Raw genomic sequence first — 18993 nt, forward strand, 5'->3', positions numbered from 1 at the left:
TAACAAATGAATTTTATGAATTCAAAAGGAAAATTATTGGGACTGGGAGCGATTTGCGGTGTGATAGCAGCAGCTTTGGCGTATTTTGGAAATCCAGCCAATATGGCATTTTGTATTGCGTGTTTTATTAGGGATACAGCAGGGGCTTTAGGGCTTCATCAGGCAGAGGTGGTTCAATACGCACGACCTGAGACAATTGGACTCGTGATAGGAGCATTTTTAATTGCCATCGGAACAAAAGAGTATAAATCCACAGGTGGTTCTTCACCGATGACAAGATTCGTTCTTGGGATTTGTATGATGGTTGGAGCGTTGATTTTTCTTGGCTGCCCCCTTCGGATGATTCTACGCATGTCCGCAGGAGACTTGAATGCATGGGTTGCTTTGATAGGATTTGTTCTTGGAATTGTTACAGGAGTTTTCTTCCTGAAAAAAGGATTCACTCTGGGAAGAGCATATGAAACACAGAAGATGAGTGGAAGTGTTATTTCAATCTTGGCTTTGGGGATTTTGATACTGGCAACTTTTACAAGCTTATTAAAGGTAAGTCAGGCGGGACCTGGAAGTATGCACGCCCCAATTATTCTGTCATTAATAGGTGGATTACTGTTTGGCGCTATTGCACAGAAATCCAGAATGTGTTTTGCGGGAAGTATTCGTGATGTGGTAATGCTTAAGAATTTTGATTTGTTTTTTGGTGTATTAGGTTTATTCATCGTAATGCTTATTTACAATGTTGTGATGGGCAAATTTACAATAGGATTTGATACACCTGGAATTATTGCACACTCGGATCATTTGTGGAATATACTTGGCATGTATATTGTAGGGTTTGCGGCAGTACTTCTGGGAGGGTGCCCATTAAGACAGCTAATCTTAGCGGGACAAGGTTCTTCGGATTCGGCTATAACGGTATTGGGAATGTTAATTGGATCTGCAATCTGTCATAACTTTGGATTGGCATCCAGTGGAACGGCACTCAACCCGGAGACACAGGAAGTTGTAAAAGGTGCAGTTACTGCAAATGGAAAAGTGGCGGGCATTATTTGTATTGTGGTTTTATTTGTAATAGCCTTTACAAATAAGCGAAAGGAGGTATAATAGATGAAAGAAGTAGATGCAAGAGGCTTGGGGTGTCCTGAACCAATACTTCTTACTGCCAAGGCTTTGAAAACCGAGAACCAGGTAAAGGTCCTGGTTGATGAGGTACATCAAAGGATGAACGTAGAGAAGTATGCCAAGGATCAAGGGAAGAAAACCAGCTTCACAGAAAAAAACGGATATTTTGAATTGATAATTGAGTAGGTAAGAATGAGAAAAAAAGAGTTGAAACTTGTTGTGACATTTCATACAACTGCAGATGCTATGGCCATGGAAAAGGCGGCGAAGGACTTTGGTTTAAAAGGAAGAATTATTCCTGTTCCAAGAGTGATTTCCTCTGGATGTGGAATGTCCTGGACCTCTGATTTGTTGGAAAAAGAGCAAGTATTAGCGGTTATGGAAAAAGCAGGAATTGACGTGGAAGAACTCCATGAAGTACTAATCTAAAAAAAAGAAGCTGTTGCCAGCTTCTTTTTTTATACTCCGGTGATAAATGTATCTAATAGATGAGGGAGTAATCGATCACTGTATTCAGTTAATGAAAACTTTCCTTTGTAAAGGGAGTAATCATACAAAAGCGCCCGTTCAAACATAGCATAATAGTGCATGAGTTCTTCGGCACTGCTAGAATGGTGGAACTCCTTTTTTGACAATCCCTCCTCCATGATCTCGGTTACCCACCGAAAGTAAATTCGTTTTTGATCGGAAAGAGAACGTTTATCTTTTGTGATGAGTTGTGATGAGTAGAGATAGGCAAGCAGTTCGATATTTACACTTTTCTCTATCATATAAAACAACTCGTGATTTAGGAACAAAAGTTTATCATAAGCAGATAAATTTGGATCAATCACTTCACGTAGCTCTTCGTAATGCTGGTCAAACAAATAAGACAAAGAGTTTAGAAGGGACTCTTTCCCCTTGAAATAATGATAGAAAGTGCCCTTGGAAGTTTTTGAGGCAGAGATAATTTCATCTACCGTGGTATTATCATAGCCATTTTTATAAAATAAATTCCATGCAGCCTTTACAATTCTGCTTTTGGTTGACTGTCTTTTCCTGGGCATTTTAATTATCCTTTCTTTTTATCCCACTACGAAGCCGTATTCCAAAGGATCGTCACCGTCGATTACGTAAGTGGCTTCTCCTGTTACATAAGCACTTCCTGTAATTTGTGGAATCACTGCTTTAAAGTCTCCTACTGTAGTTTCTTCTAAAATAACACCTTTAAATTGTGAGCCGATGAAGCTTTCGTAGACAAAAGGCTCTCCAATACCGATTTCTCCTCTTGCATAGAGAGTAGCAAGCTTTGCACTGGTTCCAGTACCGCAAGGTGAGCGGTCTGCCATACGGTCTCCGAAGATAACGACATTTCGCTTGTCAGCACCTGGGGTATCAGTACTTGTGTAGATTTCACACAAATCCACTGAGGTAATATCAAGAGTAGGGTGTTTCATTTCTACTTCCTTGTTAACCTGTTCAATCATTTTCATGCCAAAGTCTGTCAATGCAGGGATATTTTTTGCATCGATGGTCCATCCAAGCTTATCTGCATCTACCAATGCAAAAAAGCTTCCGCCAAAAGCGATATCATAAGTGATTTCTTTTCCGTCAATAATGGTTGTTAAGTTTTCCTTGTATAGGAAGGCGGGAACATTAGTAAGGGTAACGTTTAAGACTTTACCGTTCTTAACTTCTGCTTTTGTTTTAATAATTCCGGCAGGTGCTTCTAAAGTGACTTCTGTAAAAGGCTCTTTTGCCTCAACTAGCCCACTTTCAATGATTGCTGTAACAGATCCGATCGTTCCGTGTCCGCACATGTTTAAGTATTCGCCAGTATCCATAAAGAATACAGCAAAATCTGCTTCCTTATTAATTGGCTCAGTTAAATATGCCCCAAACATATCGTGATGACCTCTTGGTTCAAACATTAAAGCTTGACGATATTTGTCATAGTTTTTGGCCAAGTAATGTTTTTTCTCGATTGGAGTGTTCCCAATTAATTCGGGAAAACCGGAAGTAATAATTCTGGTGAATTCACCAACTGTGTGAGTGTCGATAGCCTTAAAGCTAGCTTCGTACTTGTCAAGGTTTAATTTGGGATTGATTTCCATGTGACAATACCTCCTTCAATGAAATTAAGATTTCTCTATAGAAAAAATCTATAGATTGATTTGTTTCGAAGAGATTAACCTCTAAAATCCCCTCATGATTCTCTCGGAACCCAGCCCTTTCTCGTCAGAAAATTAACGAATAGACCGCAGTCTAGGACGTAGTTCACTTTTATGGTTTTATTATCCTTCAAAAACGACGGAATGTCAACGTTTTTTCACAATTATAAAATAAGTATAATATGGTTGAAAAAAGAAATAAAGTATGCTATGTTAAAAGTGCGAAAGCAACATAGCGAGGGGGTAGATGGGTGACTGGTGTGCCTCCTAGTCTTCAAAACTAGTGTGGGGCGTTAGGAGCGTCCCGGGTGGGTTCGATTCCCACATGCCCTCGCCAAAAAAAGAAGTGAAATTAATAACAAATATATATAGGGGTTTTCTATAAATGATTCATATAAATTATTAAGAAAAGGAGAAGGGTTATGGAAAATGTACAGATTTTGCTATGTCAGCATGTCGGCGCACCGTGTGCACCGATTGTACAAGTGGGAGACTCAGTAAAAAAGGGTACGCTGATTGCAACTCCTACGGGTCTTGGGGCCAATATTTTTTCCAGTGTTTATGGAGTGGTGGAAGAAATAAAAGAAGACCGCATTGTCATTAAACCTGACGAAGAGCAGCCAGAAGAGTTTGAGCCAATCAAAGAGGGTGATAAGCTTGAGATGATTAAAGAAGCTGGCATTGTTGGTATGGGTGGTGCAGGATTTCCCACAGGTGTTAAGCTGAGTACACAGCTGGAAGGGGGCTATGTCTTGGTTAATGCGGCGGAATGTGAGCCGGGATTATACCATAACATACGTCAGATTGAAGAAAATGTGGAAGCAACAGTGAGAGGCTTAAAGTATTGCATGGAAATCACGACAGCGAAAAAAGGGATTTTTGCAATCAAAGAAAAGAATGATAAAGCAATAAAAATATTAAGAGAAGCAATTAAAGATGAAGAAAATATATTCATTCATCTATTGGCAGACATCTACCCTATGGGTGAGGAACGTGCAGTGGTAAGAGAGTGCCTTGATATCTTATTAGGAGTTGATAAACTTCCAAGTGCAGCAAACTCCGTTGTAATTAATGTAGAAACATTGCTTCGTATTACCGAAGCAGTTGAAGAGAAAAAACCTTGTTTCAGCAAAAACCTTACGGTCAACGGTCTTTTGAAAGATGGACATAAGCCCCACGTATTCTTTGATGTTCCAGTAGGAACGTCTGTGGGAACTTTGATTGAAATGGCTGGCGGTATAGCGGAAGATGAGAAGCTGGGAGAGATTATCCTTGGCGGACCTTTTACAGGAAAATCCACAACCTTGGATGTTCCGATTACGAAAACAACAGGTGGTGTAATCCCCACAATGGAATTCATGGATTTCCACGGAGCGAATGTAGGTCTTTTGGTATGCGCCTGTGGAGGAAATGAAGGGAGAATGAGAGAGCTTGCAGATAAATATAATGGAAAAGTTGTTTCTGTTGTGAGATGTAAGCAAGCAGTAGAAATGAAAAATGGCGCATTGAAATGTGAGGATCCTGGAAACTGTCCGGGACAAGCAGAAAAATGTATTAAAATGAAAAAAGATGGTGCCCTTTATACAATTATAGGAAATTGTTCGGATTGTTCGAATACGGTTATGGGTTCTGCTCCGAAGCTGGGATTAAAGGTAGTTCACCAGACGGATCATGTAATGCGAACAATTGGACATCCGTTATACAGACATCTTACCATATCCAAAAAGGCCGACCAATTGCCAAATGGTAAATAGAACCGGTATTACTGTTATGATGGCGAAGTAAACTACCCCGATTGATTTACTGGGACGAAAACTTATAATCTGAGAGGTTTGTCCGCTGCCATTGATAACTGTTATATACAAAACACTTTTAGTATGCATTGAATCAAATTAAGGAGGGAAACAATATGTCAATCACAGCTGAAACAGCAAAAGAACACGCAAAAGATCCTGCGGTACTTTGCTGTAGAAGAGAAGCGGGAACGGTGATTTCGGCTTCGGACCTGGAAGATCCTGCAATTTTTGATGATCTTGTGGATTCAGGACTATTGAATCTGGATGGAGCGCTTACTATTGAACAGGTTATAGGAGCGAAACTTACAGAAACAAGAGACTCTCTCAATCCGATTACAGCAGATGTTGTAGAAGGAGCGAAGGTGGTAGCGGAAGCTGAAGATGAGCCAGCGGATATACCAGCAGGAGAGGGAACACCAACAGCTGCACCTCAGGCGCCTATTCCTACAATGGCAGGGCCAGGTGGAGTGCTTAAAATCCATATTGGAGAGGGAAAAGATATTAATCTTGAGATTCCAGTAGGTGGATTAGGAAATGGTGTCCCAGCGGCGTTGCCACAAAGCGCTGACATGGTGGGTTCGGCAGAAGCTGCCATAAGTGCACCAGAAGTGGCAGGAGAAGAGAAGGTTGTAAGAACCTTAACAAGAAAACACTTCAATATTACAGAAGTTAAAAGAGGACCGGAAACGAAAATAGAAGGAACGACTCTTTACATCCGTGAAGGAATTGAAGCAGAATGTGTTGAAAATCAAAAATTGGTAACGGATCTTAAATTAGAGATTATTACACCTGCTGATTATCATACTTATTCTGAAACAATTATGGATGTTCAGCCAATTGCGACCAAAGAAGAGGAAAGTGAAGTTGGCAGTGGTGTTACCAGAGTACTTGATGGAGTAATTATGATGGTAACAGGTACTGATGCAAATGGTGTTCAAATAGGTGAGTTTGGTTCATCAGAAGGATATTTAGATGAGAATATCATGTGGGGACGTCCAGGTTGTCCTGAAAAGGGAGAAATCTTTATTAAAACTCAGGTAACCATAAAAGAAGGAACCAATATGGAAAGACCAGGTCCTTTGGCTGCTCATACTGCAACGGATATTATTACTCAGGAAATTAGAGAAGTAATGAAGAAGCTGGAAGAGTCTTTGGTAGTTGAAACAGAAGAGTTTAAACAAATCAGAAGACCTGGAAAGAAAAAAATTGTTATTGTAAAAGAAATCATGGGACAAGGCGCGATGCATGACAACCTGCTTCTGCCGGTTGAGCCAGTTGGTATCTTAGGCGGAAAGCCAAACGTTGATTTAGGAAATGTACCAGTTGCTGTGTCTCCACTGGAAGTACTGGACGGCTGTGTACATGCACTTACCTGTATTGGACCGGCTTCAAAAGAGATGAGTAGACATTACTGGAGAGAGCCTCTTGTTTTAGAAGCACTTCATGATCCGGAAGTAGACTTGTGTGGTGTGATTTTTGTAGGAAGTCCACAGATTAATGCAGAGAAGTTCTATGTATCAAGAAGAGTTGGTATGATGGTAGAAGCGTTAGATGTTGATGGTGCTTTTGTTACGACAGAAGGATTTGGTAATAACCATATTGACTTTGCGGCACATCATGAAGAGATTGGCAAGAGAGGAATTCCTGTTGTAGGTTTATCCTTCTGCGCAGTTCAAGGTGCGTTGGTTGTTGGAAATAAATACATGACAGCTATGGTTGATAATAACAAGTCCGAATCAGGTATTGAGAATGAGGTTCTGGGTTGTAATACTCTTTGTCACGAAGATGCTCTTCGCGCACTTGCAATGCTAAAGGCTGCAATTGCAGAGGCAGATATTAAAGGTGCTGAGAAGAAATGGAATCCAAACGTTAAATCTACAAACATTGAACTTGTATCAAACGTAACGGGACAACCGATTGAATTGGTAGAAAATGAACAGTCCTTACCAATGAGTCAGAAGAGAAAAGAAAAGTACGACTAGGAGATACTATGAAATACGGTGACAAGATAATTAAGATGGAAGGTGTAATTGTAGAAGTGACAGACGGAGCAGTTGCAATTGATTTAAAAGGTCGTCTGGGCTATTTAAAAGTTCCGATGCGCATGCTGATTACGGATTATCCTCTTAAGGTGGGACAAGAGGTTGCATGGAATATGAGTTTTGTGGAACAAATTGGTCCTGATGTCAACGAAAAGTATATTAGTAATCTGGATACATATAAAAAGCGCCAAGAAGAAATGCGCGAAAAGAATAGTAAGGAGGAATCATAAATGAGTTTAACAGTAGTTAAAGGGATGCAATCGGAAATATTTGTTCCTATTACTCCGCCTTCTGTTTGGACTCCCGTGACGAAAGAGCTAAAAGATATGTCGATTGCTTTAGCGACAGCAGCCGGAGTGCATAAGAAGAGTCAGGAGAGATTTAATCTTGCTGGTGACTTTACTTGGAGAAAAATTGAGAACACTACACCTTCCAGTGAGTTGATGGTATCTCATGGTGGGTATGATAATGGTGATGTTAATAAGGACATCAACTGTATGTTCCCGATTGATCGAATTCATGAATTAGCAGCAGCTGGTTTTATCAGAGCTTGCGCACCTGTTCATGCAGGATTTATGGGTGGCGGTGGAAATCAGGAGAAGTTTAAGCATGAAACTGGACCTGCCATTGCGCAAATGTTCAAAGAAGAAGATGTGGATGCAGTTCTTCTAACGGCTGGCTGAGGTACCTGCCACCGCTCTGCAGTTTTGGTGCAGAGAGCGATTGAAGAAGCTGGTATTCCAACAATTATTATAGCAGCTCTTCCACCTGTTGTACGTCAGACAGGTACCCCACGTGCTTCCGCTCCACTTGTTCCTATGGGAGCGAATGCGGGAGAACCAAACAATGTTCAGCAACAGACAGAGATTGTGAAAGCAACTCTTGAGTTATTGGAAACAATTGAAACACCAGGAAAGATTGTGCCATTGCCTTTCGAGTACGTAGCAAAAGTTTAATTACTTTTAGGGCAGATGTTGATAAATGCATCTGCCCGTTTTTTTATATAGGAGGAGTGGAAGTTGAGTCAGAAAGCGATAGACTTAAGAAGACTTGTGATTAAAGCGTTTCATATTGATCAAGTAGAGTTTGGTGAAGAAAACAGAGTTACTACCGATGGGAAACTGGTTCTTGATAAGGGGATTTTAGAAGAGATTACCAGAGAAGAGGAGTATATCGAATCAATAGACATTCAGATTATAAAGCCAGGAGAGCACGATAGATTTACCAATACAATTATGGATATTATCCCTGTTTCTACAAAGGTTTTGGGGAAAATAGGAGAAGGAATCACCCACACTTTAACCGGAGTGTACTTTATGCTGACGGGAGTGGATACAGAGGGGAAACAGACTCATGAATTTGGCTCATCGGAAGGGAATTTAAAGGAACGGCTCTATTTGAACCGGGCTGGAACGCCGAGTGAGGATGATTTTATTATATCCTTTGATGTTGTGTTAAAGGCTGGAATGGGACAGGAAAGACCAGGGCCTACGGCAGCCCATAGGGCATGTGATAAGGTAATACAGATTTTCAGAGAGCAGTTAAAAAAGTTCAAAGGTGATTTGGCAGGAGAGCGCCATGAATATCATGACGTGGTTCGCCCGGGAAAAAAACGAGTGGTGATTGTAAAACAGGTGGCAGGTCAAGGGGCTATGTATGACACTCATTTGTTTGCAAAAGAGCCCAGCGGAGTAGAAGGCGGTCACTCAATTATTGATTTGGGAAATATGCCGGTTGTGTTGACGCCAAATGAGTACCGTGACGGAATTATACGTTCTATGCAGTAGGAGGAGAAAAAATATGGGAATTGGGCCATCGACAAAAGAGACGTCCCTGCATCATTTCAGAGATCCCTTGTTGGATGTGGTTTCAAAAGATGAGGAATTGGATTTAATGGGAATCATTATAGTGGGAACTCCAGACGGAAATGAAGAGAAAATGCTTGTTGGCACAAGAACGGCAGTTTGGGCTGAATGCATGCGTGCGGATGGGGTTATTATATCCTCTGATGGATGGGGAAACTCGGATGTGGATTTTACGAATACATGTGAACAGCTGGGAGTCCGTGGAATTCCGGTTACTGGATTGAATTTCAGTGGTACAGTTGCTCAATTTGTGGTTACAAATAATTATTTGGATGGAATTATTGATATTAATAAAAGTGAAGAGGGTATTGAAACCAATGTTGTAGGTGAAAATAACATGGTAGAGCTGGACTGTAAGAAGGCCACTGCCCTTTTGAAACTAAAAATGCGGCAGAAGGATAATGGATAATTATGTACCTGGTTTCGATTTTATGAAAAAGAAAAAGCACGACTAATGTCGTGCCCTTTCTTTTTGGTATGTCATTGAGAGGTTTTCTGTTGTATTGCAGTTAATATATATATATATACAAAGCTGGGGAATGCTCCTACAAAGAGGACGTATATTTTTTGGAGTCAACCAATGCAAGATGCTCTTGGGGGAAGCAATCGGCAAAGGTATCACTGCAATAACAACCGTTACTTAAAGGTAATCCTTTAAGTGAGCTAACTATACCATTTTTGTACAACATTGTCAATATTAGAATTATAATTATGCATAAAAAGGATTATTTAGTTAAAAATATACAAAAAACATGTGGGAAAACACTTTGTTTTTGTAAAGCAATAAAATCAAAAGTTGCCAAAAGAAGTAGTATATACTATAATTTATAGAAAAAGTGAAGAGAAAGAGGGAAATATGACTATATTATATAGAGTGGTTACGAAACATACGAAGGAGATGCTCCTTGATTTTATTCGATTTAGTTATAAAGTACGACATCCAAAGTCGGCTTATCGTATGGCGGTAATGGGAGTGGGGTTCATTTTGATAGGATTTCTTGCAAGAGAAAGCAGTAAGCCTCTAATGGTAATGGCTTTTGTTTTGGGAGTTGCAACAATTGCATTAGTTTTTTTGAGAAGGTATATTGCTTTGGCACGGCTAACCTCAAAAGATTATTTATACCAGAAAGAGATAGCTATTACCTTAGGGTTTGGTCAAGGGGGATTTTGGATTCAAGAAGGTGATAATCCCGGTGCAACAATGAAATATGGTGAGATTACACAAGTGTATAAAGATAAAGCGAATTTTTTCATATCGATTAATAATGAGGAAGTACAAGTATTGCCCTATGGTGACTTCGCAGAAGGAAATGTGGAGAGGTTTGAAGGTTTCATTCAGGATAAAACGAAAAGGCAGATAATACATTTGGATATTTCTTTTAAGGAAAGGATAAAGATGATAAAGAATCAGATGAAGATTGCTGAGGTAGAGCATGATCAGAAAATTGAAGAGATGAAAAAGAAAAAATAATATAAAAACTCCGACCAATCAGAGTGTTCAAGATGGGTCGGAGTTTTTTGTGAATATTAATTATGCCTTTGATGCATCTTTAAAGAAAGTAAATGATGTAAAGAGCATTACTGCAATGATAACCCATGTAAGGATAGTTAAAGGCAGACTCTTAACAATGAAGTATGCAATGAATACACCGATAACACCAAAGATGGTCAGCATGATGGAAGCTTTTCTGTCGTATTTTCCTTCACGAATAAAGCGGATACCTGCTGATGGCATTAAAAATGCACAAGAGCCCATCATGATTGGGAAAGCGGCGGAAATATTCATCCCAAGAGCGCCCACTAAAGCCATACAAGGTGCGTAAAGTCCAACGCCGATAGTCATAAGAGCACCTAAGAGGCAGTTTATAACAACACCGATTACAAGTTTGACACCAGTAAGTGCAGTAGCAGTTCCTTGTGCGCCGAATGGACCAACACCTAGCAGCCTAGCAGCCATTACGATTGCGAGAAAAATAAGAGCGGCACCAAGAGCGATACGTACTTGCTTAACTGGCCATTTAGATACGATACCAGCACCTACAACAGCGCCTATTACTGCAGCAGCGAGCAAAGCGATTAATGTAATTGGATCGATATCGATTAATCCGAAAAATAGTAATGCTTCGGTAACGACGGGAATTGTATCTCCAACGTTGAGTGTACCTGGCATTGTTTCGTCAGGACTTGAATTTGTAAATTTAAATCCAGCCTGTGTAGTAGCAAAGCTTCCAATTCCTAAGGTATCAAGGAAGTTGGTTACAGCTCCGATGATAGCAAGAGCTACCATATGTTTTCCATCGAAATCTTCTTTATGTTTAATACAATCTTTGATTAAATAGACTGCAAACACAAGCGTCCATGCACTAAGGACGATTCGTAAAATTGTTACAGAATTCATATTCATCCCTCCAGATTTTGAAATTATTTAACTAGTTACTAGTAAATAAAAATGAACAGTGCTATGTCTTTATACGTACAATCACCCCGATTGATTGTACAAATGGCTTCCTACTGTTCTTAGTTAATTCTACCAATTTGTCAGGAAAAAGTCAATCTTTTTCGGTACAGTTGACGATGGAAAAAGAAGGAAAAAAAGCAAAAAAAGCCTTGCATTCCGTATGGGATTGAGATATACTAGTAGAGCTGTGACATGATAGCGTAGAAGCGAGAGGTTGCTACTTATAATAGTAGGTTTTCCGTGGAGCGAATGTCAAGTTATGAAACTTAACGACAAGTCACTGTACGAATTCATAGAAGTCCACCATAGTAGTGGAAACAACGTGTGAGTAACTCACGACACACACGGAAGAGTGTACAGTCACCGCTTGTCGTACTGAATCAAAGTACGAAAAGGAGGCGACTTTTTTTATGGCAAGTCAAGTAATGAGAATCACATTGAAGGCTTATGATCACCAATTGGTAGATGCATCAGCGAAAAAAATCATCGAAACTGTAAAGAAAAACGGAGCACAAGTGAGTGGACCAGTACCACTTCCAACTAAGAAGGAAGTAGTTACAATCTTAAGAGCGGTTCACAAATATAAAGATTCCAGAGAACAGTTCGAACAAAGAACTCACAAAAGACTTATTGATATTGCAACACCTACTCAGAAAACAGTAGATGCATTATCAAGACTGGATATCCCAGCCGGTGTCTATATCGACATCAAAATGAAAAACAAATAAAAGCAGTAATCTACATAATGTAGGATGAACAACCTATATAATAGGATGTTCCGCTGTATATTAATGGAGGTAATAATAATGAAGAAAGCAATCTTAGCTACGAAAATCGGCATGACACAGATTTTCAGCGAAGACGGAACATTGACACCTGTAACAGTACTTGAAGCTGGTCCTTGTGTAGTAACACAGATTAAGACAGAAGAAAACGACGGCTACAATGCAGTACAAATCGGGTATGTTGATAAGAAGGACAAGACTGTAAACAAAGACAAGAGCGGTAAAAAAGAAGTGGTTCATCGTCATGGTGCAACAAAGGCGGAACAAGGACACTTTAAAAAAGCCGGTGTTTCAAGTAAGCGTTTCGTAAGAGAATTTAAACTTGATGGTGAGTATGAAGTTGCTCAGGAAATCAAAGCGGACATTTTCGAAGCGGGAGATAAAATTGATGCAACTGCAATTTCTAAAGGTAAGGGATTCCAAGGTGCAATCAAAAGACATAATCAACACAGAGGGCCAATGACACATGGTTCAAAATTCCATCGTCATGCAGGGTCTAACGGATCGGCATCCGACCCAAGTAAGGTGTTTAAAGGAAAGAAAATGCCAGGACACATGGGAAGCAAGAGAATTACCATTCAGAACCTTGAAATCGTACGTGTGGATTCTGAAAACAATCTTCTCTTAGTAAAGGGATCTGTACCGGGACCAAAGAAATCTTTAGTAACTATTAAAGAAGCAGTAAAAGCGAACTAGGCTTTGACGAGAAAGGAGGATAAGATCAGATGGCTAACGTATCTGTTTATGATATTAACGGTAAAGAAGTTGGAACAATCGATTTAAACGATGCTGTATTTGGTGTGGAAGTAAACGAACATCTTGTACATAGAGCAGTTGTAAGCCAACTTGCAAATAATCGCCAAGGAACACAGAAAGCAAAAACGCGTTCTGAAGTTCGTGGTGGAGGAAGAAAACCATGGAGACAAAAAGGAACAGGTCATGCAAGACAAGGTTCTACAAGATCTCCTCAATGGACAGGTGGTGGAGTTGTATTTGCTCCAACCCCAAGAGATTACTCTTTCAAAATGAATAAAAAGGAAAAAAGAGCAGCTCTTAAATCTGCACTAAGCCAAGCAGTGGCAGATAAGAAGTTTATCGTATTAGACGAATTCCAGTTGGATGAAATCAAGACAAAAGCATTTGTTGGTGTTTTGAAAAACCTGGAAGTAAATAAAGCATTAGTTGTATTGGAAGATGGAAACAAAAACGTGGAATTATCCGCAAGAAACATCGCTGATGTGAAAACTGCAAAGGTAAACACAATCAACGTATACGACATTTTGAAATACAACACAGTAATTGCAACAAAAGCAGTTGTGGCAAATATTGAGGAGGTGTACGCATAATGGCTGATATAAAATATTATGATGTAATCCTTGCGCCGGTTGTAACGGAAAAAAGTATGGAGCTTATGGGTGAGAAGAAATATACATTTCTTGTACATACAGACGCTACAAAATCTCAAGTGAAAGAAGCGGTTGAGAAAATGTTCGCCGGAACAAAAGTAAAAGGTGTTAACACGATGAATCTTGAAGGAAAGAAAAAAAGACAGCGTGGAAGCATGCAGTATGGTAAAACTGCGAAGACAAAGAAAGCAATCGTACAGTTGACAGAAGAAAGTGCTGATATCGAGATTTTCCAAGGACTATAGGTTGCATTCTTAAACATACGGTGCAATTCCGTGATAAGAATAATTAGGAGATTGAAAGGAGATTTACCATGGGAATTAGAACATATCGCCCATATACGCCTTCCAGAAGACAGATGACGGGTTCTGACTTTGCAGAAATTACAAAGACAACACCAGAAAAGTCATTGCTTGCGAAAAAGACTAGAAAGGCCGGACGTAATAACCAAGGAAAAATTACTGTTAGACACCGCGGAGGCGGAGCTAAGAAACAATATAGAATCATTGATTTCAAAAGAAAGAAAGATGGTATTCCTGCAAGAGTTGTTGGAGTTGAATATGATCCAAACAGAACTGCAAACATTGCATTGATTTGCTACGAAGATGGTGAAAAGGCTTATATCCTTGCACCGGAAGGTATCAAAGTTGGCATGAAAATTGTAAATGGACCAGAGGCTGAAGTAAGAGTAGGAAATTGTCTTCCTCTTGCAAACATTCCGGTTGGTACACAGATTCATAACATTGAAATGTACCCTGGAAAAGGCGGACAGTTAGTTCGTTCAGCAGGAAACTCAGCACAGCTTATGGCGAAAGAAGGAAAATATGCAACACTTCGTCTTCCTTCCGGAGAAATGAGAATGGTGCCAATTATCTGCCGTGCATCTATCGGAGTGGTAGGAAATGGAGATCACAGCTTGATCAACATTGGTAAAGCAGGACGTAAACGTCACATGGGTATCAGACCGACTGTTCGTGGTTCCGTTATGAACCCGAATGACCATCCACACGGTGGTGGTGAAGGTAAAACCGGAATTGGACGTCCGGGACCAAGTACTCCTTGGGGTAAACCTGCACTGGGTCTTAAGACACGTAAGAAAAACAAAGCTTCTAACAAGATGATTGTAAGAAGAAGAGATGGTAAAGCGATTAAATAATTACGTAAAAGGAGGTAAAACCTATGTCACGTTCTATTAAAAAAGGACCATTTGCAGATGCAAGTCTGCTTAAGAAAGTTGATGCAATGAACGAAGCCGGCAGTAAAGCAGTTATTAAGACCTGGTCTCGTCGTTCCACAATTTTCCCGACTATGATTGGACATACAATTGCAGTACATGACGGAAGAAAACATGTGCCTGTATACGTTACAGAAGACATGGTAGGACATAAACTGGGAGAGTTCGTTGCAACAAGAACTTACCGAGGACACGGAAAAGACGATAAGAAATCAAAAGTTAGATAGATAGCTATGTGAAAGGAGGGTTTATCCATGGCAAAAGGACATCGTTCCCAAATAAAAAGAGAAAGAAATGCGAATAAGGATACCAGACCATCTGCTAAGTTATCTTATGCTAGAGTTTCGGTTCAGAAAGCATGTTTCGTATTAGATGCCATCAGAGGTAAAGATGTGACTAGCGCACTTGGACTTCTTACTTACAATCCAAGATATGCTTCTAGTTTAATTAAGAAATTATTAGAATCTGCAATCGCCAATGCTGAGAACAACAATGGTATGAACGCAGAGAACCTTTATATCGCAGAGTGTTATGCAGATAAAGGACCAACTATGAAAAGAATCAGACCGAGAGCACAGGGTAGAGCTTATAGAATCGAAAAGAGAATGAGCCATATCACACTTGTGTTAGACGAAAGATAGGAGGGAAATAATGGGACAGAAAGTTAATCCTCATGGCCTAAGAGTCGGAATTATTAAAGACTGGGACTCCAAATGGTATGCAGAAAAAGATTTTGCAGATTACTTGGTAGAAGATCATGAAATCAGAACATTTCTTAAGAAGAAGTTATTTAGCGCTGGTATATCCAGAATCGAGATCGAAAGAGCATCTGATCGCGTTAAAATTATAATCTATACAGCAAAACCTGGAGTAGTAATCGGAAAAGGTGGATCTGAGATAGAAAAAGTAAAAGCTGAGTTAACACAATTCACAGATAAGAAATTAATTGTAGACATTAAAGAAATCAAAAGACCGGATAAAGACGCACAGTTAGTTGCTGAAAATATCGCACAACAGTTAGTAAATCGTATTTCATTTAGACGTGCTATGAAGTCAAGCATGGCTAGAACAATGAAAGCGGGAGCACTGGGTGTAAAAACATCTGTATCAGGCCGTTTGGGCGGAGCGGATATGGCTCGTACCGAGTTCTATAGTGAAGGAACTATTCCTCTACAGACACTTCGAGCTGACATCGATTATGGCTTTGCAGAAGCTGACACAACCTACGGAAAAGTTGGTGTGAAGGTTTGGATTTATAAAGGCGAAGTTCTTCCGGAAAAAGCAGGTAAGGAAGGGAGCGATAAATAATGTTAATGCCTAAAAGAGTAAAAAGACGTAAACAATTCCGTGGTTCCATGCGTGGAAAAGCAACTCGCGGAAATAAGATATCATACGGTGAATATGGTATTGTAGCAGCAGAACCATGCTGGATTCGTTCCAATCAAATCGAAGCAGCACGTATTGCTATGACACGTTATATCAAGCGTGGAGGTAAGGTTTGGATTAAGATTTTTCCAGACAAACCAGTAACTCAAAAACCAGCTGAGACACGTATGGGAAAAGGTAAAGGATCTTTGGAATACTGGGTAGCGGTTGTAAAACCGGGCCGTGTAATGTTTGAGATCGCAGGTGTACCTGAGGATGTGGCAAGAGAAGCCCTTCGTCTTGCAGTGCACAAGCTACCTTGTAAATGTAAAATAGTTTCTCGCGCAGACTTAGAAGGCGGTGATAACAGTGAAAATTAATGCATTTGTAGAAGAGTTAAAAGCGAAATCAGCTGCAGAACTCAATGAAGAATTAGTAGCTGCTAAAAAGGAGCTTTTCAATTTAAGATTCCAGAACGCAACAAATCAGTTAGAAAACACAAGCAGAATTAAAGAAGTTAGAAAAAATATTGCTCGTATTCAAACTGTGATAACGGAAAAGGCAAAAGTTGCGGAATAATCCGGAAAGGAGTATAGACTGTGGATAGAAATCTTAGAAAAACCCGTGTGGGTAAAGTAGTAAGCAATAAAATGGATAAGACTATTGTCGTTGCAGTTGAAGATCATGTTAAGCATCCACTTTATAAGAAAATCATTAAGAAAACTTATAAATTAAAGGCTCATGATGAAGCAAATGAGTGCAACAAAGGTGATAAAGTAAAAGTAATGGAAACAAGACCTCTTTCAAAGGATAAGAGATGGAGACTTGTTGAAGTTATGGAAAAAGCGAAATAGTATAAGGAGGGAAACCTGCATGATACAGCAAGAAAGCAGACTGAAAGTAGCAGACAACACAGGCGCTAAAGAAATACTGTGTATCCGTGTTCTTGGTGGTTCAACCAGAAGATATGCACGTATCGGCGATATCATAGTTGCCACTGTTAAAGACGCAACACCAGGCGGCGTTGTAAAAAAAGGTGACGTGGTTAGAGCTGTTGTTGTTCGTACTGTAAAGAGTACGCGTCGTAAAGATGGTTCATACATCAGATTCGATGAAAATGCTGCTGTTATTATAAAAGATGACAAGACACCAAGAGGAACCCGTATATTCGGGCCAGTAGCAAGAGAGCTTCGAGACAAACAATTCATGAGAATTGTATCCCTAGCTCCGGAAGTACTATAAGGGGGTGTAGGAGATGGCATTACATAAAATTAAAAAAGGTGATACTGTAAAGATTATCGCTGGTAAAGATAAAGATAAAGAAGGTAAAGTTATCGCTGTAAACTCTAAGGATAAAAAGGTTGTAGTTGAGGGAGTTAATATGATTACAAAACACTCTAAACCAAGTGCTACAAACCAAAAAGGCGGTATTATCAATAAAGAAGCTCCTATTGATTCTTCAAACGTTATGTACTTACACAAAGGTAAGGCTACACGTATCGGAATTAAGATGAATGGAGACAAAAAAGTTCGTTTTGCAAAATCAACAGGCGATATTATCGATTAATTTGAGGAAGGAGGATAATGGCTTTGAGTAGACTGAAAGAACAATACAATAATGAAATCGTTGATGCATTGGTAAAGAAATTCGATTATAAAAATAAATTAGAAGTTCCAAAACTCGACAAAGTTGTGGTAAACATGGGTGTTGGAGAAGCAAAAGACAATGCTAAGGTATTAGAGTCAGCTGTTGCTGATATGGAAAAGATCACAGGACAAAAGGCAGTTATTTGTAAAGCAAAGAAATCCGTTGCGAACTTCAAATTAAGAGAAGGTATGCCGATTGGATGTAAAGTAACACTTAGAGGTGAAAAGATGTATGAATTTGTAGATCGTCTTATCAACCTTGCATTGCCTCGTGTACGTGACTTTAGAGGAGTTAATCCAAATGCTTTTGACGGACGTGGAAATTACTCCCTTGGAATCAAGGAACAATTAATTTTCCCTGAAATCGAGTATGATAAAGTAGACAAAGTAAGAGGTATGGATGTAATCTTTGTTACAACTGCTAAAACAGATGAAGAGGCTCGTGAATTGTTATCACAATTCAACATGCCATATACCAAATAAGGAGGTAAAAAATGGCTAAAACAGCAATGAAAATTAAGCAAGCACGTAAGCAGAAATTCTCAACAAGAGAATACAGTCGTTGCAGAATTTGTGGTCGTCCACATGCTTATTTAAGAAAATATGGAATTTGCCGTATTTGCTTCCGCGAATTGGCATATAAAGGACAAATCCCTGGCGTTAAGAAAGCTAGTTGGTAGAAGGAAGGAGGACAATTCACATGACTATGAGCGATCCAATTGCAGATATGCTTACAAGAATACGTAATGCGAATACCGCAAAACATGATACAGTAGAAATTCCTGCATCAAAGATGAAAATTGCTATCGCAGACATCCTTGTGAACGAAGGATATATTGTTAAATATGACATCGTAGAAAATGGAGTATTTAAAACAATTAAAATCACCTTAAAGTATGGTGCTGATAAAAATGAAAAGGTAATCACAGGTCTTAAGAGAATTTCAAAACCTGGACTTCGTGTATATGCCAACAGTGACAAGCTTCCAAGAGTACTTGGTGGACTTGGAACAGCTGTAATCTCAACAAATCACGGTGTTATTACAGACAAAGAAGCAAGAAAACAAGGTGTAGGTGGGGAAGTACTCTGCTTCATCTGGTAACTGAAAACTGAACAAAAGAGATTT

Annotated in this window: 30 protein-coding genes and 1 tRNA gene; 28 read left to right on the forward strand and 3 right to left on the reverse strand. The window is 39.5% G+C overall.

What is annotated here, in order from left to right; translation table 11 throughout:
* The first annotated feature begins 6 nt into the window (after positions 1–6).
* Genes yedE through NHH15_RS10770 form a run of 3 tightly spaced genes read left to right on the forward strand, consistent with a single transcriptional unit; the run spans position 7 to position 1548 of the window.
* Complete coding sequence (gene yedE / locus NHH15_RS10760; RefSeq protein ID WP_262066677.1) at positions 7–1101, forward strand: YedE family putative selenium transporter; 1095 nt, start codon at positions 7–9, stop codon at positions 1099–1101.
* Positions 1102–1104: 3 nt separating this feature from the next.
* The gene (locus NHH15_RS10765) at positions 1105–1305 is read left to right on the forward strand and encodes a sulfurtransferase TusA family protein (protein ID WP_262066678.1); all 201 of its coding nucleotides are present in this window, start codon (positions 1105–1107) and stop codon (positions 1303–1305) included.
* Between the two features lie 6 nt (positions 1306–1311).
* Positions 1312–1548, forward strand: a complete 237-nt coding sequence (locus NHH15_RS10770; protein WP_262066679.1) for a putative Se/S carrier protein — start codon at positions 1312–1314, stop codon at positions 1546–1548.
* Between the two features lie 29 nt (positions 1549–1577).
* Here NHH15_RS10770 and NHH15_RS10775 read toward each other — a convergent pair whose 3' ends face one another.
* A complete protein-coding gene (locus NHH15_RS10775; RefSeq protein ID WP_262066680.1) occupies positions 1578–2165 on the reverse strand; it encodes a TetR/AcrR family transcriptional regulator in 588 nt (195 codons plus the stop codon).
* An 18-nt stretch (positions 2166–2183) separates the two neighbouring features.
* Positions 2184–3212, reverse strand: coding sequence for a proline racemase family protein (locus tag NHH15_RS10780; RefSeq protein WP_262066681.1), 1029 nt, complete (start codon positions 3210–3212; stop codon positions 2184–2186).
* Between the two features lie 296 nt (positions 3213–3508).
* On the opposite strand from NHH15_RS10780, the gene NHH15_RS10785 reads away from it, so the two are divergent.
* From NHH15_RS10785 to NHH15_RS10820, 9 genes are all read left to right on the forward strand, one after another.
* Positions 3509–3606: transfer RNA gene (locus NHH15_RS10785), tRNA-Sec, on the forward strand.
* Between the two features lie 85 nt (positions 3607–3691).
* Positions 3692–5023 carry a proline reductase-associated electron transfer protein PrdC gene (gene prdC / locus NHH15_RS10790; RefSeq protein WP_262066682.1) on the forward strand — a complete coding sequence of 444 codons (1332 nt, stop codon included), beginning with the start codon at positions 3692–3694 and terminating at the stop codon, positions 5021–5023.
* 155 nt (positions 5024–5178) lie between these two features.
* Positions 5179–7047, forward strand: coding sequence for a D-proline reductase (dithiol) proprotein PrdA (gene prdA, locus NHH15_RS10795; protein WP_262066683.1), 1869 nt, complete (start codon positions 5179–5181; stop codon positions 7045–7047).
* Between the two features lie 8 nt (positions 7048–7055).
* Positions 7056–7337 carry a CBO2463/CBO2479 domain-containing protein gene (locus tag NHH15_RS10800; RefSeq protein WP_262066684.1) on the forward strand — a complete coding sequence of 94 codons (282 nt, stop codon included), beginning with the start codon at positions 7056–7058 and terminating at the stop codon, positions 7335–7337.
* Complete coding sequence (locus tag NHH15_RS15935; RefSeq protein ID WP_465221040.1) at positions 7338–7790, forward strand: glycine/sarcosine/betaine reductase selenoprotein B family protein; 453 nt, start codon at positions 7338–7340, stop codon at positions 7788–7790.
* A 27-nt stretch (positions 7791–7817) separates the two neighbouring features.
* Positions 7818–8063 (forward strand): hypothetical protein, encoded by a 246-nt coding sequence (locus NHH15_RS15940; protein WP_465221041.1) that lies wholly within the window; start codon positions 7818–7820, stop codon positions 8061–8063.
* Between the two features lie 63 nt (positions 8064–8126).
* Positions 8127–8894: a proline reductase cluster protein PrdD gene (gene prdD / locus NHH15_RS10810; protein WP_262066686.1), complete on the forward strand. Its 768-nt coding sequence runs from the start codon at positions 8127–8129 to the stop codon at positions 8892–8894.
* Between the two features lie 13 nt (positions 8895–8907).
* A complete protein-coding gene (locus NHH15_RS10815) occupies positions 8908–9381 on the forward strand; it encodes a glycine/sarcosine/betaine reductase component B subunit (protein WP_262066687.1) in 474 nt (157 codons plus the stop codon).
* Positions 9382–9828: 447 nt separating this feature from the next.
* Positions 9829–10443 (forward strand): YcxB family protein, encoded by a 615-nt coding sequence (locus tag NHH15_RS10820; protein ID WP_262066688.1) that lies wholly within the window; start codon positions 9829–9831, stop codon positions 10441–10443.
* 60 nt (positions 10444–10503) lie between these two features.
* Here NHH15_RS10820 and NHH15_RS10825 read toward each other — a convergent pair whose 3' ends face one another.
* Positions 10504–11376, reverse strand: coding sequence for a sulfite exporter TauE/SafE family protein (locus NHH15_RS10825; protein ID WP_330639201.1), 873 nt, complete (start codon positions 11374–11376; stop codon positions 10504–10506).
* A gap of 464 nt (positions 11377–11840) precedes the next feature.
* On the opposite strand from NHH15_RS10825, the gene rpsJ reads away from it, so the two are divergent.
* The 16 genes from rpsJ (at position 11841) to rpsH (ending at position 18969) form a co-directional block, all read left to right on the forward strand.
* Entirely contained in the window at positions 11841–12158 is a 318-nt protein-coding gene (gene rpsJ, locus NHH15_RS10830; RefSeq protein WP_262066690.1) for a 30S ribosomal protein S10, read from the forward strand.
* 78 nt (positions 12159–12236) lie between these two features.
* Positions 12237–12911, forward strand: coding sequence for a 50S ribosomal protein L3 (gene rplC, locus NHH15_RS10835; protein ID WP_262066691.1), 675 nt, complete (start codon positions 12237–12239; stop codon positions 12909–12911).
* 29 nt (positions 12912–12940) lie between these two features.
* Complete coding sequence (gene rplD / locus NHH15_RS10840; RefSeq protein WP_262066692.1) at positions 12941–13561, forward strand: 50S ribosomal protein L4; 621 nt, start codon at positions 12941–12943, stop codon at positions 13559–13561.
* Entirely contained in the window at positions 13561–13866 is a 306-nt protein-coding gene (rplW, locus tag NHH15_RS10845; protein WP_262066693.1) for a 50S ribosomal protein L23, read from the forward strand. Before rplD ends, rplW begins: the two co-directional genes overlap by 1 nt.
* 68 nt (positions 13867–13934) lie before the next feature.
* Entirely contained in the window at positions 13935–14777 is an 843-nt protein-coding gene (rplB, locus tag NHH15_RS10850; protein WP_262066694.1) for a 50S ribosomal protein L2, read from the forward strand.
* Positions 14778–14800: 23 nt separating this feature from the next.
* Positions 14801–15082 carry a 30S ribosomal protein S19 gene (gene rpsS / locus NHH15_RS10855; protein ID WP_262066695.1) on the forward strand — a complete coding sequence of 94 codons (282 nt, stop codon included), beginning with the start codon at positions 14801–14803 and terminating at the stop codon, positions 15080–15082.
* Positions 15083–15109: 27 nt separating this feature from the next.
* The gene (gene rplV / locus NHH15_RS10860; protein WP_262066696.1) at positions 15110–15496 is read left to right on the forward strand and encodes a 50S ribosomal protein L22; all 387 of its coding nucleotides are present in this window, start codon (positions 15110–15112) and stop codon (positions 15494–15496) included.
* 10 nt (positions 15497–15506) lie between these two features.
* Entirely contained in the window at positions 15507–16163 is a 657-nt protein-coding gene (rpsC, locus tag NHH15_RS10865; RefSeq protein ID WP_262066697.1) for a 30S ribosomal protein S3, read from the forward strand.
* Positions 16163–16600, forward strand: coding sequence for a 50S ribosomal protein L16 (gene rplP / locus NHH15_RS10870; RefSeq protein ID WP_262066698.1), 438 nt, complete (start codon positions 16163–16165; stop codon positions 16598–16600). The genes rpsC and rplP overlap by 1 nt, the downstream gene beginning before the upstream one ends.
* Positions 16590–16799 carry a 50S ribosomal protein L29 gene (gene rpmC / locus NHH15_RS10875; RefSeq protein ID WP_262066699.1) on the forward strand — a complete coding sequence of 70 codons (210 nt, stop codon included), beginning with the start codon at positions 16590–16592 and terminating at the stop codon, positions 16797–16799. Before rplP ends, rpmC begins: the two co-directional genes overlap by 11 nt.
* 20 nt (positions 16800–16819) lie before the next feature.
* Positions 16820–17074 carry a 30S ribosomal protein S17 gene (gene rpsQ, locus NHH15_RS10880; RefSeq protein ID WP_262066700.1) on the forward strand — a complete coding sequence of 85 codons (255 nt, stop codon included), beginning with the start codon at positions 16820–16822 and terminating at the stop codon, positions 17072–17074.
* 19 nt (positions 17075–17093) lie between these two features.
* On the forward strand, positions 17094–17462 hold the full coding sequence (gene rplN / locus NHH15_RS10885) for a 50S ribosomal protein L14 (RefSeq protein ID WP_262066701.1): 369 nt from the start codon (positions 17094–17096) through the stop codon (positions 17460–17462).
* A 13-nt stretch (positions 17463–17475) separates the two neighbouring features.
* Positions 17476–17787 carry a 50S ribosomal protein L24 gene (rplX, locus tag NHH15_RS10890; protein ID WP_262066702.1) on the forward strand — a complete coding sequence of 104 codons (312 nt, stop codon included), beginning with the start codon at positions 17476–17478 and terminating at the stop codon, positions 17785–17787.
* A gap of 23 nt (positions 17788–17810) precedes the next feature.
* On the forward strand, positions 17811–18350 hold the full coding sequence (gene rplE / locus NHH15_RS10895; RefSeq protein WP_262066703.1) for a 50S ribosomal protein L5: 540 nt from the start codon (positions 17811–17813) through the stop codon (positions 18348–18350).
* Between the two features lie 11 nt (positions 18351–18361).
* Positions 18362–18547: a type Z 30S ribosomal protein S14 gene (locus tag NHH15_RS10900; protein ID WP_262066704.1), complete on the forward strand. Its 186-nt coding sequence runs from the start codon at positions 18362–18364 to the stop codon at positions 18545–18547.
* Positions 18548–18567: 20 nt separating this feature from the next.
* Entirely contained in the window at positions 18568–18969 is a 402-nt protein-coding gene (rpsH, locus tag NHH15_RS10905; protein WP_262066705.1) for a 30S ribosomal protein S8, read from the forward strand.
* The last annotated feature ends 24 nt before the right edge of the window (positions 18970–18993 follow it).

The organism is Aequitasia blattaphilus, from assembly GCF_024721305.1.
Classification (GTDB): domain Bacteria; phylum Bacillota; class Clostridia; order Lachnospirales; family Lachnospiraceae; genus Aequitasia; species Aequitasia blattaphila.

Coding starts and splice junctions, on each gene's coding strand:
- NHH15_RS10900 (WP_262066704.1), top strand. CDS start 18,362: ATGGCTAAAACAGCAATGAAAATTAAGCAAGCACGTAAGCAGAAATTC.
- NHH15_RS10800 (WP_262066684.1), top strand. CDS start 7,056: ATGAAATACGGTGACAAGATAATTAAGATGGAAGGTGTAATTGTAGAA.
- NHH15_RS10825 (WP_330639201.1), bottom strand. CDS start 11,376: ATGAATATGAATTCTGTAACAATTTTACGAATCGTCCTTAGTGCATGG.
- rpsH (WP_262066705.1), top strand. CDS start 18,568: ATGACTATGAGCGATCCAATTGCAGATATGCTTACAAGAATACGTAAT.
- rplX (WP_262066702.1), top strand. CDS start 17,476: ATGGCATTACATAAAATTAAAAAAGGTGATACTGTAAAGATTATCGCT.
- rplP (WP_262066698.1), top strand. CDS start 16,163: ATGTTAATGCCTAAAAGAGTAAAAAGACGTAAACAATTCCGTGGTTCC.
- NHH15_RS10765 (WP_262066678.1), top strand. CDS start 1,105: ATGAAAGAAGTAGATGCAAGAGGCTTGGGGTGTCCTGAACCAATACTT.
- NHH15_RS10815 (WP_262066687.1), top strand. CDS start 8,908: ATGGGAATTGGGCCATCGACAAAAGAGACGTCCCTGCATCATTTCAGA.
- prdA (WP_262066683.1), top strand. CDS start 5,179: ATGTCAATCACAGCTGAAACAGCAAAAGAACACGCAAAAGATCCTGCG.
- rpsC (WP_262066697.1), top strand. CDS start 15,507: ATGGGACAGAAAGTTAATCCTCATGGCCTAAGAGTCGGAATTATTAAA.
- NHH15_RS15935 (WP_465221040.1), top strand. CDS start 7,338: ATGAGTTTAACAGTAGTTAAAGGGATGCAATCGGAAATATTTGTTCCT.
- prdC (WP_262066682.1), top strand. CDS start 3,692: ATGGAAAATGTACAGATTTTGCTATGTCAGCATGTCGGCGCACCGTGT.
- rplN (WP_262066701.1), top strand. CDS start 17,094: ATGATACAGCAAGAAAGCAGACTGAAAGTAGCAGACAACACAGGCGCT.
- NHH15_RS10780 (WP_262066681.1), bottom strand. CDS start 3,212: ATGGAAATCAATCCCAAATTAAACCTTGACAAGTACGAAGCTAGCTTT.
- rplB (WP_262066694.1), top strand. CDS start 13,935: ATGGGAATTAGAACATATCGCCCATATACGCCTTCCAGAAGACAGATG.
- rpsS (WP_262066695.1), top strand. CDS start 14,801: ATGTCACGTTCTATTAAAAAAGGACCATTTGCAGATGCAAGTCTGCTT.
- rplV (WP_262066696.1), top strand. CDS start 15,110: ATGGCAAAAGGACATCGTTCCCAAATAAAAAGAGAAAGAAATGCGAAT.
- rplC (WP_262066691.1), top strand. CDS start 12,237: ATGAAGAAAGCAATCTTAGCTACGAAAATCGGCATGACACAGATTTTC.
- NHH15_RS10775 (WP_262066680.1), bottom strand. CDS start 2,165: ATGCCCAGGAAAAGACAGTCAACCAAAAGCAGAATTGTAAAGGCTGCA.
- yedE (WP_262066677.1), top strand. CDS start 7: ATGAATTTTATGAATTCAAAAGGAAAATTATTGGGACTGGGAGCGATT.
- NHH15_RS10770 (WP_262066679.1), top strand. CDS start 1,312: ATGAGAAAAAAAGAGTTGAAACTTGTTGTGACATTTCATACAACTGCA.
- NHH15_RS10820 (WP_262066688.1), top strand. CDS start 9,829: ATGACTATATTATATAGAGTGGTTACGAAACATACGAAGGAGATGCTC.
- rplW (WP_262066693.1), top strand. CDS start 13,561: ATGGCTGATATAAAATATTATGATGTAATCCTTGCGCCGGTTGTAACG.
- rpsJ (WP_262066690.1), top strand. CDS start 11,841: ATGGCAAGTCAAGTAATGAGAATCACATTGAAGGCTTATGATCACCAA.
- rplD (WP_262066692.1), top strand. CDS start 12,941: ATGGCTAACGTATCTGTTTATGATATTAACGGTAAAGAAGTTGGAACA.